Source organism: Kribbella sp. CWNU-51, assembly GCF_054073265.1.
Window position 1 is genome coordinate 123,938 of sequence record NZ_JBSXMZ010000039.1, and the last position, 14,663, is coordinate 138,600.

Here is a 14,663-nt window from a genome sequence, read left to right on the forward strand (position 1 = left end):
AACCGCGCGACCGCACGTCCGAGGAGCCAGCCCCATGAGCGACCCCAACACCCCGGCCCGCCCAACCCCTGAGGCTCCAGCCACCCCCGCCCCCGAACCCGCGGACAAGACCACAACGGACGCGAAGCCCGCGGACGACACGACCGCAACTCCGGCGGATGACACCACCGCGACAGCCGCGGAGACCACGACGGAGCTGGCGCCGGTGGGCGCGTCCGGAAAGGCCGCGGACGAGGCGGCACCAGCCGAGCCTGCCGCCGGGAACGCAGCATCAAGGGCGGCCTCGGCGACCACCGGCACCTCGACTGCGACCGCGACCGCGACCGCGAAGAAGAAGTGGTGGCAGCGGACTCCAGCAACCGACGCTTCGGATTCCGGGGTGAAGAAGAAGTGGTGGCAGCGGATTCGGCTGCGCGGGCCTTGGCTGACGGTCGGTGTCGCGCTGGTGGCGATCACCGTGCTGGCCTTGCTGGGGTACGTGTGGGGCCTGGGGCCGCTCAACCGGCTGAACACGGCGCGTGGGATCATCCCGCCGGCGAAGCTCGCGGGGCTGGACCGGATCACCGACCAGGAGATCCGCGACCAGTTGCAGCTGGATCAGACCCGGCAGGCGTTGAGCCGGATCAACGACGGGAAGCAGGCGACGGTCGAGGCGTACGGGACCATCGACGGCAACCGGATGTTCGTGGTGATCGCGCTCCGCGGCAAGGTCGACATCAACAAGACCGTCGCGGATTCCGGCGCGACCCCGGACAAGGTCAAGAAGGTCGGCGACTCCACCTGCGTCGAATCCACCGGCAACCTCCCCACCCAGTGCTACCGCGGCTCGAACACCCTGACTGTCATCGCCCAGTCCGCCAACGATGGCGTCGCCGTGGATCAGGTCGCCCCAGTAGCCGAGGAAGCCTTCGGCGCGATGAAGTGAGTCAGCCCAGCACTCCTGCGATGGCGATCATGATGGGGATGGACAGCAGCGTGCTCAACAGGACCACACTCCGTGCGAGCGTGCGGCTGCTGCGGTAGTGAACGGCGTACACATAGACGTTCTGCGCAGTCGGTAACGCGGCAAGCAAGGTCGGCGCCAGCAGGGCCGCGCCGTGGAGGTCGAGCACCCAGCGCCCAACGGCGTACGCCGCAAGCGGCTGCACCATGGTCTTCAGAAGCACGGCCAGTACGACGTCCCGCTGCAGCGTGATCGAGTCCTTGGTGCCGGCGCTCAAGCTGAGCCCGTAGGCCACCAGAGCGACGGGCACGGCCGCCGCGGCGATGAGGTCGATCGGGCGCATCACAAGGGTCGGGAGGTGCACGCCCAGCGCGGCGCAGAGCAGCCCGAGCAGCGAAGCAACAGTCAGCGGATTGCGGAACGGACGGGCCACCACAGTCCGCAACGACACCCGCCGGCCGGTCCCCTGCCGATCACCATCGAGTACGGCGAACGCGATCGGCGCCATCACCAGCAACTGGAACAACAGGATCGGCGCGACCACCGCGCCCACCCCGAGCACGTACGCCGCCACCGGTACGCCGAGGTTGCCCGCGTTCACGTACGACGACGCGAGTACGCCGATCGTCGCCTCGGCTCTCGTCCGGCGCCAGATCAGCGCGGCCACCAGCAGGAAGATCACCTGGACCACGAACAGACTGGCCACGTTGGTCACGAGGACGACCGAGAAGATCGAATGCAGGTCCGCCCTGGCGACGGTCGTGAACAGCAGCGCCGGCGTCGCCACGAAGAACGCCAGCCGGGACAGCACCAGCTCGTCCTGAGCCCGCAGTACGCCGGTCAGCCCGACGACGTACCCGAGCACGGCCACCGAGACCAGCGCAACGAAGGCACCGACGACGGCGGACACTTCAGGCGCTCAACGGCTTCGGCACGGCTGGATCGTATAGGAACGGTTCACCCCGAACCCGGGGCCGGTTTCACCGGTTGGACGCTCAGCACGGACCGTGCGTGGACCGGCACGTGGCGATGATGCCGGCCATGGTCGCGCGGAAGTGTTCACGGTCGGGAGCCCCGAGTGGCTCGAGCAGCTGGTTCAGTGCGTCGCTGACGTCGGCATGGAAGGCCGTCGCCGCACGGTGGCCGGCGTCGGTGAGCGTCACCTGAACGGCCCGCCGGTCGCCTGGAACCCGCGAACGCTCGGCCAGCCCACGCTTCTCGGCCCTGTCCATCAAGCCGGTCAGCGCCGCCTTCTCGACGCCGAAGCACTGCGCGAGCTCGGCCATTCCCTTCGGACCAGCGAGCAGGACGCAGAGCAACCTGGCCTGGACCGGCGTCAGGTCGTGCCGTTCGGAGAGGCTCGCGTAGATGCCCTGCACCACGCCCGTGAGCTGCAGCAGCCCCGCGGCGGCATCCATCCGGTCCGCATCCAGGTCGACCGCGTGCAGCAGCGGCGCAGCCGGGCGCGGGTTCCCCGCGGCGCGAGCCCGCATCCGACCGGCGGGCGTCTCCGTCTCACTCACATCCACTAAGGTACATGGCATGTACAGTTAACATTGCGTACAGTACGTGGCGTTAACTATCGAGGAGAAGCGATGTCTTTCAGCGACGAGGAGCTCGCCTACCTGCGATCCCAACGGCTGGCCCGGATCGCGACCGTCTCCAGCGACGGCCAGCCGGACGCCGTACCGGTCGGGTTCGAGTACGACGGGACGCACCTGTTCATCGGCGGCATGGACCCCGTCAGGACCCGGAAGTTCCGCAATGTCCGGGACGGGAACACCAAGGTCGCGGTCATCCTGGACGACCTGGCGTCGGTCACCCCGTGGGTCCCGCGCTACCTGCGCATCTACGGCGACGCCGAACTCGTCGAACGCGAAGGCCGCTTCGGCCCCGGCGCCTACCTGCGCATCACGCCGACCGTGTCGTGGAGCTTCAACCTCGAAGGCAAGCCGTTCACGCACGACAACCGCGTCACCACCACCCGCACCGTCCACGCGGCCCAGGCGGTGAACGGCCGATGAGCTTCGACACCCAACCAGGTACGCGCGGCGCCCGCCAGCCGAAGGGGCGCATCATGAGCTGGATGAACCGCCTGATGGCCCGGCGCGCCCGTCGCCGCGGGGCCAAGTTCCTGGGCTTCAACGCGATGGCGCTGATCACAGTCGGCCGCAAGAGCGGTCGCGAGCGGACGACGCCGGTCGGCTGGTTCCCCGGGACCGACGGGAGCTGGCTGGTGGTGGCCTCCGCGGCCGGCGCACCAGGCAACCCTGACTGGTACTACAACCTCGCCGCCCACCCCGACCAGGTCCGGATCGACGTCGATGGCAAGACCGTGGACGTACGCGCGGAACAGTTGCACGGACCGGAGCGCGCGGAAGCGTGGGAGCAGATCACGACCGCCGCACCAAGGTTCGCGCAGTACCAGGTGAAGACCGACCGCGAGCTACCGGTCATCCGCCTGTCGCCGAGGCACTGAACCGTAACCTGTCAGATGCTGCCCAGTCAGAGGCTGGAGTGGAAAGATTCCACCACCGGACCGGACGATGGTCGGCATGACGGCGGCGGCTCCACCGCGATGGCGCTGCAGGACGGCACGGTGGTCAACCACCCGAGCGGCACCGGTGGCGCCGAACGCGCCGTCGGCGACGCGATCGTCTTCGTCCCCGGCCGGTAACACCAGCACGTTGAAGGGGTGCGACTACGGCTCGCTGTGGACGACCGTCCTCTTCGTGACGGCCGGGTGCGGTGCTGGGCGGGCAAAGGTCCCGCCACCACCGCCCCGGCCAGCATCCCCGCGCTGTCTCTCCGTTAGTAGCCGTAGCCTCCGCCCGTGGATGAGGGCGCCTGTGTCGGCGCTGTGGCCGTGGTAATCGCGGCGTGCCAGGTGAAGGCGGTCCCGGCGAACGCGTCCTGGACGTTGTTTCCCTTGCCTTGTCCGGCCGCGGTGTCCAGCTTGAACGTGTACAGCGGCTTGCCCTGGAAGGTGAGCTGGTCGTTCCCGGTGTCGGACCGCTTGACCACTCCGAGTCCGGGCATCGCCTTCGCCGCATCAGCGGATCCGGCTGCCGGCATCCAGAAGCTCAAGCAGCCCGCCGTACATTTGATCGTGCCGCCGGCCTCCTGGTCGGCGAAGTAGAGCGTCTTGCCCGCCGAGTCGACCAGGGTCTGGCCGACACCGTCCACCTGCTTCACGGAGACGGCTCCGCTCGCGGCGGCCGGCGCGCTCCCCGCCGACTGGTTCGCGCCGCCACCACCGCACGCGGTCAGCGTCGCGAGTCCGACTATTGCTCCAAGCAACAATTTTCCAGATTTCATCCGAGGTCACTCCTCTCCCGGACAAGTACGCGATCCAGGGCCGCGAGGTTCAGTTGAACCCTTGACCGCTTTTCCGCGTATCTGTCGGGTGTGGATGACGACACGGTGATCCGCGCGCTGTACGACAGGTACCGGCGTCCGTTGTTCGGCTACGTCCTGCGTTCGGTGGGCGGGGATCGCCAGTACGCCGAGGACATCGTGCAGGAGACGATGACGCGGGCGTGGAAGCACTCGGCCGACCTGGATCCTGAGCGGGCCGGCCGCTGGCTGTTCACGGTCGCGCGCAACCTGGTCATCTCCGGGCAGCGCAAACGCGTCGCCCGGGTCACCGAGGTACCGATCGAGGACCGCGAGTTCCCGGCGCTCGGTGACGACATCGACCGCGTGCTGCAGGTCTGGCAAGTCGTCGAGGTCCTGCACGGCCTCAGCCACGACCACCGGCAGGTGATCATCGAACTGTTCTACCGGCGGCGCACCGTCGCCGAGGCGGCCGTCGTCCTCGGGGTTCCGCCCGGGACGGTGAAGTCGAGGAGCTACTACGCGCTGCACGCGTTGCGCGCTGCTCTGGAGGAGCGAGGAGTGACCGGCCCATGACGTGCCCGGAGACCATCACGATGGGTGCCTACGTCCTAGGTGCACTCGATGCGGCGGAACGCCGTACCACCGAGCAGCACCTCGAGACGTGCGCCGCTTGTCGCGGGGCCCTCCTCCAGTTCGCCCAGTTGCCCGGACTGCTGCACGTCGTACCTGTCGAGGACATCGAGTCGCACGAGCCGGAGCCGCCACCACTGCAACTGCGGAAGCGGCCGGTCCGTCGCAGGTGGCTGCTGGCGGCCGCAGCCGCCGTGATCGTCGGCGGTGCGCTCGGGTGGCAGGCGATCGACCACCCGGACTCGACGACCTGGACGGCGACGAACGGCGCCGGCGGCATCGACACCACGGCCGAGCTGACCAGTCATGGCTGGGGCACCGATATCGAACTCCGGATGACCGACCTCAAGCCCGGTGAACACTGCATGCTGATCGTGCACGGCCGCGACGGGACCATCGAGACGGCCGGCTGGTGGGCGGCCCCGACCAACTACCGGGCTGATGTGCCGGCCAGTACATCGATCCCGCTGCACGACATCGACCGGCTCGAGGTGGTCACGGCCGGGGACGCCGTGCTGAGCACGGTGTCCCCGGCGACGCGGTGATTCACCAACTGTTGTTGGAGATTCCAGTGCCCAGGATGACCTGGTCGTAGGTGTTGCCGTCGTTGTCGTCGGTGTACGCGACAGCCACTTCGGCGTACGGCGAGACCGCAACCGCCATCTGCTCCTGGCGGCCAGCCGTGACCGAGCTGAGCTGCTGGGACGACAGCCGTCCGGTGTCCGTACCGTCTGTACCGAAACCGCGGACCCAGACGTCGAGGTCGGCGGCCTGGATGGTCCAGCCGACGACCGACTGAGACTGGTCATCGATACCGACCGACGGCGCCTTGCCGCCGGCCGCCACTTCGACATCGGCGTACCGAGCGGCACCGGTGGAGTCGAAGGAGCGTGTCCACACCCCCGCCGTACCGGTGTGGTCCGACTCCCACGCGACCGCGAAGTCGCCGTTGAAGTTGGCCGCCACGGCAGCGTGCGTCTGTTGGCCACCGCCGTTGAAGTTCGCGATCCGGCGCGACAGGGTGGCCGCACCGTTGGTCCGGCCCAGCCGGATCAGCCCGATGTTGTACGCCGCATTGGCGTCACCGTCCTCGTCCCACACCACGACCGCGTCACCGGACGCCGACACGGCCACGTCCGGGTTGTGATGCTGTCCGGTCGTCTGCGATGCGGTGACTTCCCAAGCCCGGGTCGTCGGCCCGGCGTACCCGGCCGCCTTGACCATGGCCTGCGCACCGGTCTGGATGTCCTCCCACACCACGGTGAACGCGACCGCAGCAGTGCTCGGCGCACCATCCGGGTCGACAGCGACGCGGGGGTTGATCTGCTGACCATCGGTGCTGCTGTTGGCGTTGCCGGATGCAGTCACCGTGCCGGCGGTGTTCACGACGCGGTACGGGATGTTGTAGAAGCCGTTGCCGTCCGGGTCGTCCTGCCACACCACGACCGCGTTGCCTTTGTCATCCAGTCCGACGTCGGGGTGCAGGTGACGCCAGTTGGTCACACCACTACTGCCTCCGGCCGACAGCTTGACCTCGTACAGCGACGTCCCGTTGTGGAACACGCGAAGGAAGATCTCGCTGTGCACGTTGTCGGTCGCGTTGTCGGTGTCGCGGTCGTCCTCCCACGCCACCGCCACATAACCATTGCGGTTGGTCGCAACCGACGGAGCGTCCTGGTCGCCGGTGGCCACACTGTTGGCGGTCGCCCAGGTCGGTGTGGCGATGTGGGCGTCCGCCGTGGTGGCAGTGAACGTGAGCGTGGTTGCAGCCAGCGCAGTGATGGCCAGTGTCTTCTTCACCATCGCCTCACACCGCCTGCAGGCCGGGCTGGCCCTCTTGGATGACGAACGACTTCAGCGTCGACGCCGCGGCGCCGTGCTCCGATACCTTCGCCACCGCACGGAAGTCGGCGTTCAGCTGCGTCGGGCTGACCGTCGCACGGATGTAGCCACGCCGGTTGCTGTAGAACTTCAGCCACGGGTTCGTCCCCACGTCGGGGATCGCGGTGGTCGTGTCGCCGTCGCCGCTGGACGTCACCGAGCTCGTCACCAACTCGCTGCCGATGATTGCCGAGTTCGCGTTGTTGTAGTCGGCCTTCAGGTCGTTGCCCCAGGCACGGTGTACGTCGCCCGTGAGTACGACGGGGTTGCGAACGGCGCGGTCCACCCAGCCCTGCTGGATCCGGGCCCGGGACGCGCGGTAGCCGTCCCAGGAGTCCATGCTCGCGCCGGTCGAGTTGAACCGCCGCGCGAAGAACACCTGCTGGCCGATGATGTCCCACGTGCCGAGGTGCTGCCCCAGACCGTCCAGCAGCCAGGTCTCCTGCGGATTGCCGGGCAGACTGCGCGACGCCAGATCCGCGTCGGAGCAGATCTTCCACCCATCACCACAGGCCTGATCGTTGCGGTACTGCCGGGTGTCGAGCATGTGGAACGTCGCGAGACTCCCCCACCGCAGCCGCCGGTAGAGCTGGATGCTGTTGCCGCTGTTCACCTGTGCGGGCCGCAGCGGCATGTTCTCGTAGTACGCCTGGTACGCCGCTGATCGACGGGCAGTCCATTGCGCGGCGGTCAGCGCTGGCGTGTTGTTCTCGCGGATCGTGCCGGCGTAGTTGTTCTCCACCTCATGGTCGTCCGGTACGACGATCCACGGCGCGGCCGCGTGCGCGGCCTGAAGATCCGGGTCGGTCTTGTACTGCGCGTACCGACGGCGGTAGTCCGCGAGCGCCACGACCTCGTTGCCCAGGTGCAACCGCGGGCGCCCGGTCGTGGGTCCGTACTCGTAGATGTAGTCACCCAGGTGCAGGATGACACCCGGATTCTCCTCGGCCATCCGCCGGTAGACGGTGAAGTAGCCCTCCTCGTAGTGGGAGCAGGACGTGAAGGCCATCACCAGGTCGCGGCCGTTCGTGCCGACCGCCGGGGTGGTGCGGGTGCGGCCGACCGGTGAGAGATGGCCCTGCGCGCGGAAGCGGTAGTAGTAGTCGGAGTCCGGGTTGAGGCCGCCCGCGACGACGTGCACCGAGTGGGCGGCGGCGTACTGCGCGGTGACCGAACCGAACGCGACGAGGGTGCTGAAGGTGTCGGTGGTCGACACCTGCCAGTCGACGACGACGTCGGTGGTCGCCATCCCGCCCTGGCCGTCGGCGTTCAGGGGCGACGGGGCCAGCCGGGTCCAGAGGACGACGCTGTTCGCGTCGGGTTCGCCGGAGGCGATCCCGAGCTGGAACGGGTACGGAACTGCCGCGGTCGCCGCGATCACGGCCGAGCGGACCGGGACGGCGCTGACGCCGGCCGCGGCAAGTCCGCCGAAGACAAGGGTCCTGCGACTGATTGGGCTCATGGGCCTCACCTTCACTGCTACTCAGGGCGGCAGGCACCCGGACCGTGGAAACTGTCGGTGACATTCCGGGAACCTTGAGTGTGCGTGGCGCTCGATGCCCATGGTGGCGCAACCTGTGTAACTTTCCTACGGTTGGCGCCGTTCTGCTCAGTTAAGGGCGAGGATGAGCAACGCAGCCGCGGCGAGCTGGTCGCCACGCTTCGGCCCGACGACCTGATGGTCAGGCGAGGGTGAGCTGCCGGCGGTAGGTCCCGGGCGGGATGCCGAAGTCTCGTTTGAAGGCCTTCGCGAAAGCGAACTCCGACGTGTACCCGATCTCCTTCGCGACCGTCGCGAGCGGCCGATCGTGATCTCGCAGCAGCCGGGCCGCCGTCGTCATCCGCCACCGCGACAGATAGGTCAGCGGCGGCTCGCCAACAGCCTCGGTGAATCGCCTGGCGAAGGCAGCCCGCGACAGACCGACTCTCGACGCGAGCTCAGCGACGGTCCACGCCGCGCCGGGCTCGGCGTGGATCAGCTCGAGGGACCGCGCCACGGCGGGATCGGTCAAGGCCCGGGACCAGTCGCTCTCGGTCGGGCAGTTGCGATCCTCGAACCAGGCTCGCAGGATCAGCACCAGCAGCGCATCGACAAGCGGCGGTACGACGGCCGCGGCGCCGGGGCGCTGGGCGTCGAGCTCCTCGCCGAGAATGCCGATCGCGGTGTGCAGCGTGCGATGCCGGCCCGGGTCCGCGGGGACGTGGACGACATCGGGCAGCCTGCTCAGCACCGGATGCGGCCGCTCACGATCGAGTCGGTAGGTGCCGCACAGCAGCAGCGAGCGCGCGCCGTCGCCTTGGACGGGCTTCTCGACCGCTGGATCGAAGTCGACCAACGGAGACCCGGGATGATCCGCCAGCGCGTGCTCGAGGCCGCGGGGCATCAGCACCACGTCGCCTGGACCCATGGCAACCGGCGTCCCGCCCGGTGGCAGCAGCCACGCCGTGCCCTGCAGGACCAGATGGAAGGTCGCGCCGAACGAGTGCGCGAAGCGCAGGCCCCACGGCCCGCGGACATCGGTCCGGCCGGACGTGGCCGGCCCGGTCCGGAGCGCGGAGACGACGTCGGCAAGAACATCCATGGGTGGAATCATACGCTACGCACTTGAGACGATTAGACATAGATCAGCGCTTCGCTGACATAGATCCGCTCGCGACCGCTGCCTAGGCTCGGTGACACAAACCAACGACAAGGAGTACGGATGAGCATCGTCGTCACCGCCGCCACCGGTCATCTGGGCCAGCTCGTCATCGACGAGTTGCTGGAACGCGTACCGGCCGACCAGGTCGTCGCGGTCGCCCGGAACGCGGCGAAGGCTGCGCCCCTCGCGGCTCGCGGCGTCGAGGTCCGGGTTGCCGACTACAACGACCCGGCCGCGCTGGCCAAGGCATTCGGCGCCGGCGACACGGTTCTGCTGATCTCCGGTCTCGAGGCCAGCCGGGTCGCCCAGCACCAGGCAGTGATCGACGCGGCCAAGGCGGCCGGCGTCGAGCGGATCGCCTACACCAGCGTGCTCGGCGGTCCGGAGGCCGACTTCGACCTGGCCGCCGACCACATCACCACCGAGCAGGCGATCCTCGACTCCGGCCTGCCGTTCACCTTCCTCCGCAACGGCTGGTACCACGAGGTCTACACCGAGCAGATCGCCGTACAGCTCGAGCACGGTGTGATCGGTAGCGCGGGTGACGGCAGGATCGGGTCGGCCAGCCGGCGCGACTACGCCGCCGCGGCCGCCGTCGTGCTGACTGGTGCGGGCCACGAGAAGACGGCGTACGAGCTGAACGGCGACACGGCGTGGACGCTGACCGAGTACGCCGCGGAGCTGTCGAAGCAGTCCGGCAAGGATGTTGCCTACAACAACGTTCCGGCCGAGACGCACGTCGGCGTCCTGACCGGCGCCGGGCTTCCCGAGCCGCTGGCCCGCATCTTCGTCGACGTCGACAACGCGATCGAACGCGGCCGTCTGGCCGGCCGCGGCTCGGACCTCACCCGCCTGATCGGCCGCCCGACCACACCCCTACCCGAGGCCATCGCCACCGCCCTGCAGAAGTAACGGCTTGTCCGGTACGACGTACGCGCGTACGTCGTACCGGCATCCCTCTGCTCAGCGGAACGACAGCGTCCGATCCCCCGGCTGCCAGTCGAAGGTGATCACGTCCGAGATCCGAGTCCCCGGCTGAATCTGCTCGGCAACTGGGATCATCCGCGTGGAGTTGATGATGCGCGCGGGGTTGATCGTCGCCATCGTGAGTGCGTCGGCCAACGAGAACGCTCCGGCCGCCCAGGCGACCCCGTCCGCGAGTGGCGCCGCCGCCCCCGCGAGGTACGGCGTACCCCGCACGAGTAGCCGTCCGTCGTCTGTGAGCTCCACATCTCCGCCGATGGTCGACGAATAGTTGCCCGGCGCCTGCCCGCCGACCGCCACCGAATCGGACACCAGGAACGACCGCTCGATGCCCTTCGCCCGGACCATCGCGACGAATGTATCCACCGGCAGATGGTGGCCATCAGCAATGAACCCGGCCTGCAGCCGATCCTCCGCCAACTGTGCCCACAGATAGTTGGGATGCCGCGGCAACTGAGCATGCGCACCGTTCCCAAGATGCGTAGACAAGCTCGCACCCGCATCGACCGCGGCACGCAACTGCGCCGCGTCAGCATGCGTATGCCCGATCGCCACCCGGGTGCCGGAGGCAACCACCGCCGCAATGAACTCTGCACTCCCGGCCCAATGCGGCGACACCGTGATCAACCCGACCAGCCCACCCGACACCTGCTGACACAGCTCGAACTCCGCCAGATCAGGCGCCCGAACCTCAGCCACATCGTGACACCCTCGCGGCCCCTCCTGATCCGAGATGTGCGGCCCCTCAAGATGCACAAACGGAATCGCCGCCGCGACCTCCGCAGACCGCCGCCGAGCCTCAGCGACAACGCTCACGGCCCGCCGCATCCGCTCCCCGCTCGCGGTAATCACCGTCGGCACGAACGTCGTAACCCCAACCCCCCGCAACGCCTCCCGCAACCCCACAACGGTCTCAACCGACACCCCATCCCCATTGAGGTCAAACCCCCCAAACCCATTGACCTGCAGATCAACAAGCCCCGCACTGATCCACCGCACGCCAGCCCGATGGGCGACCACCTCAGAGGGGCCGGGCTCGCGGTGGACGGTGGTGATACGGCCGTCACCGTGTTCGACGTGCAGGATGTCGCCCGACCACGGGTCGCGTCCCGTCAGCCTGCCTACAGCCACCGGACTCGCCCCCGGAATCGGCGCAGCACGGTGATCGCAGCCAGGCACTCACTCATCGCCGAACGCCTCCCGATCGACGAACAACCGAGCCTGCGAATGCGTACGGAGCACGCTCGCCGGTACGTCCGGATCCACGGGCCCACGCAGAGTTCGCCGTACGGCGTCCCGCTTCGCGACCCCGGACACCATGCAGAAGATCTCCCGCGCCGACAGCAGACAAGGCACGGTCAACGTCCAGGCATGCGTGGGTACGTCGTCGAGTCGCGCGAACAACCCTTCGTCCACCTGCTGCCGCCGACTCATCTGGTCCAGCGCGACGACCTGCACAATGTCGGTCGTACCGAAGTCTGCCGGCGGATCGTTGAACGCCAAATGCCCGTTCACTCCGATCCCCGCCAGCACCACATCGATCGGCTCGGCCGAGACCAAACCCGCATACCGAGCAGCCTCGGCCTCCGGATCGGCACCACCCTCCGGATCGAACACCGTCAACGACGCCGGCGTCGTGACGTGCCGACGCAACCACAGGCCAAACCGTTGCTCCGCATCAACCGGCAGGCCGACGTACTCGTCCATGTGAAACGCCTGGACCTTCGACCAATCGATGCCCTCAGCAACGGACAGTGCGGCAAGGGTCTGCGTCTGGCTCGGTGCGGCAGCCAGGACGAGCCGAGCCGCGCCTCGCTCCTCGATCGTCCGGCGCAGGGAGTCCGCCGCCGCAGCCGCAGCCGCGGCACCCAAGGCAACCGGGTCAGGAAAGACCTCGACAGCAAGCTGATCGACGATCATCAGACCAGCCTCGAGTGCTGCTCGCCCAGGCCGTCGGCCCAGACTCGGAGGACGTCGCCCGTGCGAAGGAAGCGCGGCGGCGTCTGCCCGGAGCCAACTCCGGCCGGCGTGCCGGTGCTGATCACGTCGCCCGGATAGAGCGTCATGAACTGGGAGATGTAGTGCACCAGATGCGCGACCGAGAAGATCATCTGCGCGGTCGAACTCTCCTGCACTGCATCCCCGTTCACCTCGAGCCCGAGCTTGATCGCCTGCGGATCAGGAACCTCATCGGCGGTCAGCACCCACGGACCGAGCGGGCAGAACGTCGCCGAGTTCTTCCCCTTGTCCCACTGACCGCCGCGCTCCAGCTGGAAATGCCGCTCCGACACGTCGTTGACCAAGACATAGCCCGCGACATGCTCCAGTGCAACCGCCTCGCTCTCGAGATAGGCCGCCGTACGCCCGATCACCACCCCGAGCTCGACCTCCCAGTCGGTCTTCTCGCTGCCCCGCGGAATGACGATGTCGTCGCGCGCACCGACCACCGTGTCCGGCGCCTTCAGGAACAGAATCGGCTCGGTCGGCGCCTCATGACCACCCTCGGCCGCGTGGTCGGCGTAGTTCAACCCGACACACACGATCTTCCCGGGACTGAGCGGCGCGGCCAGTCGCACGTCCTCGAACGCGGCAGCCGTCTCCACATCCGCGCCGGCGGCACGCTCGCGCCATCGGACGGGGTCGAATGCCTCGGCCTCCCCCGGCAGCGTCACCACTCGCCCATCGTCGGCCAGTACGGCGTCGCGGAGCCCGGCGTCGGTGTGAACACGCAGCAATCTCACTTGTTCCTCCAGGGAGCTTGTAGGCCCAATTCAAGTACGCGATACCCACCTCGCGGTGCGTCTACCACGAGAAGGAGGCCGGGAATCCGCGTACTGCGGATCCCGGCCTCCTTCTGTGGACTGCGTCAGGCGGTCTTCTCGCGCCGGTCGCGCTTGCGGTCGATCTGGTCGCGCGGGATCAGCGTGGGATTCACGTTCTCCAGCACGACCTTGCCGGTGACGACGACCTTGGCGACGTCCTCACGGCTCGGCACCTCGTACATCACGTTGAGGAGGACCTCTTCCATGATCGCCCGCAGGCCGCGGGCGCCGGTGCCGCGCAGCAGCGCCTGGTCCGCGATCGCCTCGACCGCGTCGTCGCTGAACTCCAGCTCGACGTTGTCGATCTCGAACAGCCGCCGGTACTGCTTGACCAGCGCGTTCTTCGGCTCGGACAGGATCTTGATCAGCGCGTCACGGTCCAGCGGGGACACCGTCGTGATGACCGGGAGCCGGCCGATGAACTCGGGGATCAGGCCGAACTTCAGCAGATCCTCCGGCATCACATCCGCGTACCCGCCGGCTTCCTTCGGCTTCTCCGGCTCGCGCGAGGCGTTGAAGCCGAGCGTCTTCTTGCCGACCCGCTGCTCGACCATGTGGTCCAGGCCGGCGAACGCGCCGCCGACGATGAACAGCACGTTGGTCGTGTCGATCTGGATGAACTCCTGGTGCGGGTGCTTCCGGCCACCCTGCGGCGGCACCGAAGCCGTCGTACCTTCCAGGATCTTCAGCAGAGCCTGCTGCACACCCTCGCCGGAGACATCGCGGGTGATCGACGGGTTCTCGCTCTTGCGGGCGATCTTGTCGACCTCGTCGATGTAGATGATCCCGGTCTCGGCCTTCTTGACGTCGTAGTCGGCCGCCTGGATCAGCTTGAGCAGGATGTTCTCGACGTCCTCACCGACGTACCCGGCCTCGGTCAGCGCGGTGGCGTCGGCGATGGCGAACGGGACGTTCAGCATCCGGGCCAGCGTCTGGGCGAGGTAGGTCTTGCCGCAGCCGGTCGGGCCGATCAGCAGGATGTTCGACTTGGCCAGCTCGACGGCCTCGTCCTTGGCATGCCGACCGGCGGTCGACCCGCCCTGACCGTCCCGGACCCGCTTGTAGTGGTTGTACACCGCCACCGCGAGAGCCTTCTTGGCCACGTCCTGTCCGACGACGTACGCGTTGAGGAAGTCGTAGATCTCCCGCGGCTTCGGCAGCTCGGTGAGTCCGACCTCGGAGCCCTCGTTCAGCTCCTCCTCGATGATCTCGTTGCAGAGATCGATGCATTCGTCGCAGATGTAGACGCCGGGACCGGCGATGAGCTTCTTGACCTGCTTCTGGCTCTTTCCGCAGAACGAGCACTTCAACAGGTCGCCGCCGTCACCTATGCGTGCCACCGGGACAGATCCCTTCTATGCGAAGTCGAACCAAGGGCCGAGGGGGCGTGGGCCGCTCGGGCCGGGGCGCCGAGGCTACCCC

At 68.0% G+C, this 14,663-nt stretch carries 17 protein-coding genes; 7 read left to right on the plus strand and 10 right to left on the minus strand.

Annotated features, from left to right (window positions below):
* The first annotated feature begins 34 nt into the window (after nucleotides 1-34).
* Nucleotides 35-925 (plus strand): hypothetical protein, encoded by an 891-nt coding sequence (locus tag ACXC9Q_RS31930; RefSeq protein ID WP_457060382.1) that lies wholly within the window; start codon nucleotides 35-37, stop codon nucleotides 923-925.
* Nucleotide 926: 1 nt separating this feature from the next.
* On the opposite strand, the gene ACXC9Q_RS31935 is transcribed toward ACXC9Q_RS31930, so the two are convergent.
* Complete coding sequence (locus ACXC9Q_RS31935) at nucleotides 927-1,853, minus strand: AEC family transporter (RefSeq protein WP_457060383.1); 927 nt, start codon at nucleotides 1,851-1,853, stop codon at nucleotides 927-929.
* An 85-nt stretch (nucleotides 1,854-1,938) separates the two neighbouring features.
* Nucleotides 1,939-2,466 (minus strand): MarR family winged helix-turn-helix transcriptional regulator, encoded by a 528-nt coding sequence (locus tag ACXC9Q_RS31940; RefSeq protein ID WP_457060384.1) that lies wholly within the window; start codon nucleotides 2,464-2,466, stop codon nucleotides 1,939-1,941.
* A gap of 72 nt (nucleotides 2,467-2,538) precedes the next feature.
* Here ACXC9Q_RS31940 and ACXC9Q_RS31945 point away from each other — a divergent pair, with 72 nt between their 5' ends.
* The 3 genes from ACXC9Q_RS31945 to ACXC9Q_RS31955 are packed head-to-tail and all read left to right on the plus strand — an operon-like array spanning nucleotide 2,539 to nucleotide 3,620.
* The gene (locus tag ACXC9Q_RS31945; RefSeq protein WP_457060385.1) at nucleotides 2,539-2,967 is read left to right on the plus strand and encodes a PPOX class F420-dependent oxidoreductase; all 429 of its coding nucleotides are present in this window, start codon (nucleotides 2,539-2,541) and stop codon (nucleotides 2,965-2,967) included.
* A gap of 53 nt (nucleotides 2,968-3,020) precedes the next feature.
* Nucleotides 3,021-3,422, plus strand: coding sequence for a nitroreductase/quinone reductase family protein (locus ACXC9Q_RS31950; protein WP_457060386.1), 402 nt, complete (start codon nucleotides 3,021-3,023; stop codon nucleotides 3,420-3,422).
* 15 nt (nucleotides 3,423-3,437) lie between these two features.
* Nucleotides 3,438-3,620: a phosphodiester glycosidase family protein gene (locus tag ACXC9Q_RS31955; RefSeq protein WP_457060387.1), complete on the plus strand. Its 183-nt coding sequence runs from the start codon at nucleotides 3,438-3,440 to the stop codon at nucleotides 3,618-3,620.
* A gap of 134 nt (nucleotides 3,621-3,754) precedes the next feature.
* On the opposite strand, the gene ACXC9Q_RS31960 is transcribed toward ACXC9Q_RS31955, so the two are convergent.
* A complete protein-coding gene (locus ACXC9Q_RS31960; protein WP_457060388.1) occupies nucleotides 3,755-4,261 on the minus strand; it encodes a hypothetical protein in 507 nt (168 codons plus the stop codon).
* A 90-nt stretch (nucleotides 4,262-4,351) separates the two neighbouring features.
* On the opposite strand from ACXC9Q_RS31960, the gene ACXC9Q_RS31965 reads away from it, so the two are divergent.
* Nucleotides 4,352-4,855, plus strand: coding sequence for a sigma-70 family RNA polymerase sigma factor (locus ACXC9Q_RS31965; RefSeq protein ID WP_329475147.1), 504 nt, complete (start codon nucleotides 4,352-4,354; stop codon nucleotides 4,853-4,855).
* On the plus strand, nucleotides 4,852-5,457 hold the full coding sequence (locus tag ACXC9Q_RS31970) for an anti-sigma factor family protein (protein ID WP_457060389.1): 606 nt from the start codon (nucleotides 4,852-4,854) through the stop codon (nucleotides 5,455-5,457). Before ACXC9Q_RS31965 ends, ACXC9Q_RS31970 begins: the two co-directional genes overlap by 4 nt.
* Nucleotide 5,458: 1 nt before the next feature.
* Here the strand turns inward: ACXC9Q_RS31970 and ACXC9Q_RS31975 are convergent, their stop codons facing one another.
* The 3 genes from ACXC9Q_RS31975 to ACXC9Q_RS31985 all read right to left on the minus strand — a co-directional run bounded on the left by ACXC9Q_RS31975 (nucleotide 5,459) and on the right by ACXC9Q_RS31985 (nucleotide 9,375).
* Nucleotides 5,459-6,715, minus strand: a complete 1,257-nt coding sequence (locus tag ACXC9Q_RS31975; RefSeq protein WP_457060390.1) for a hypothetical protein — start codon at nucleotides 6,713-6,715, stop codon at nucleotides 5,459-5,461.
* 4 nt (nucleotides 6,716-6,719) lie between these two features.
* On the minus strand, nucleotides 6,720-8,255 hold the full coding sequence (locus ACXC9Q_RS31980; protein ID WP_457060391.1) for an alkaline phosphatase D family protein: 1,536 nt from the start codon (nucleotides 8,253-8,255) through the stop codon (nucleotides 6,720-6,722).
* A gap of 220 nt (nucleotides 8,256-8,475) precedes the next feature.
* Nucleotides 8,476-9,375, minus strand: coding sequence for an AraC family transcriptional regulator (locus ACXC9Q_RS31985; protein ID WP_457060392.1), 900 nt, complete (start codon nucleotides 9,373-9,375; stop codon nucleotides 8,476-8,478).
* A gap of 120 nt (nucleotides 9,376-9,495) precedes the next feature.
* Between ACXC9Q_RS31985 and ACXC9Q_RS31990 the strand changes: the two genes are divergently transcribed.
* Nucleotides 9,496-10,347 carry an SDR family oxidoreductase gene (locus tag ACXC9Q_RS31990; protein ID WP_457060393.1) on the plus strand — a complete coding sequence of 284 codons (852 nt, stop codon included), beginning with the start codon at nucleotides 9,496-9,498 and terminating at the stop codon, nucleotides 10,345-10,347.
* A 51-nt stretch (nucleotides 10,348-10,398) separates the two neighbouring features.
* Here the strand turns inward: ACXC9Q_RS31990 and ACXC9Q_RS31995 are convergent, their stop codons facing one another.
* The 4 genes from ACXC9Q_RS31995 to clpX all read right to left on the minus strand — a co-directional run bounded on the left by ACXC9Q_RS31995 (nucleotide 10,399) and on the right by clpX (nucleotide 14,581).
* On the minus strand, nucleotides 10,399-11,598 hold the full coding sequence (locus ACXC9Q_RS31995; protein WP_457060394.1) for an N-acetylglucosamine-6-phosphate deacetylase: 1,200 nt from the start codon (nucleotides 11,596-11,598) through the stop codon (nucleotides 10,399-10,401).
* On the minus strand, nucleotides 11,599-12,339 hold the full coding sequence (locus ACXC9Q_RS32000; RefSeq protein ID WP_457060395.1) for a 6-phosphogluconolactonase: 741 nt from the start codon (nucleotides 12,337-12,339) through the stop codon (nucleotides 11,599-11,601).
* Nucleotides 12,339-13,160 carry a fumarylacetoacetate hydrolase family protein gene (locus ACXC9Q_RS32005; protein ID WP_457060396.1) on the minus strand — a complete coding sequence of 274 codons (822 nt, stop codon included), beginning with the start codon at nucleotides 13,158-13,160 and terminating at the stop codon, nucleotides 12,339-12,341. Before ACXC9Q_RS32005 ends, ACXC9Q_RS32000 begins: the two co-directional genes overlap by 1 nt.
* Before the next feature lie 125 nt (nucleotides 13,161-13,285).
* Nucleotides 13,286-14,581: an ATP-dependent Clp protease ATP-binding subunit ClpX gene (gene clpX / locus ACXC9Q_RS32010; protein ID WP_329475127.1), complete on the minus strand. Its 1,296-nt coding sequence runs from the start codon at nucleotides 14,579-14,581 to the stop codon at nucleotides 13,286-13,288.
* Nucleotides 14,582-14,663: the final 82 nt, after the last annotated feature.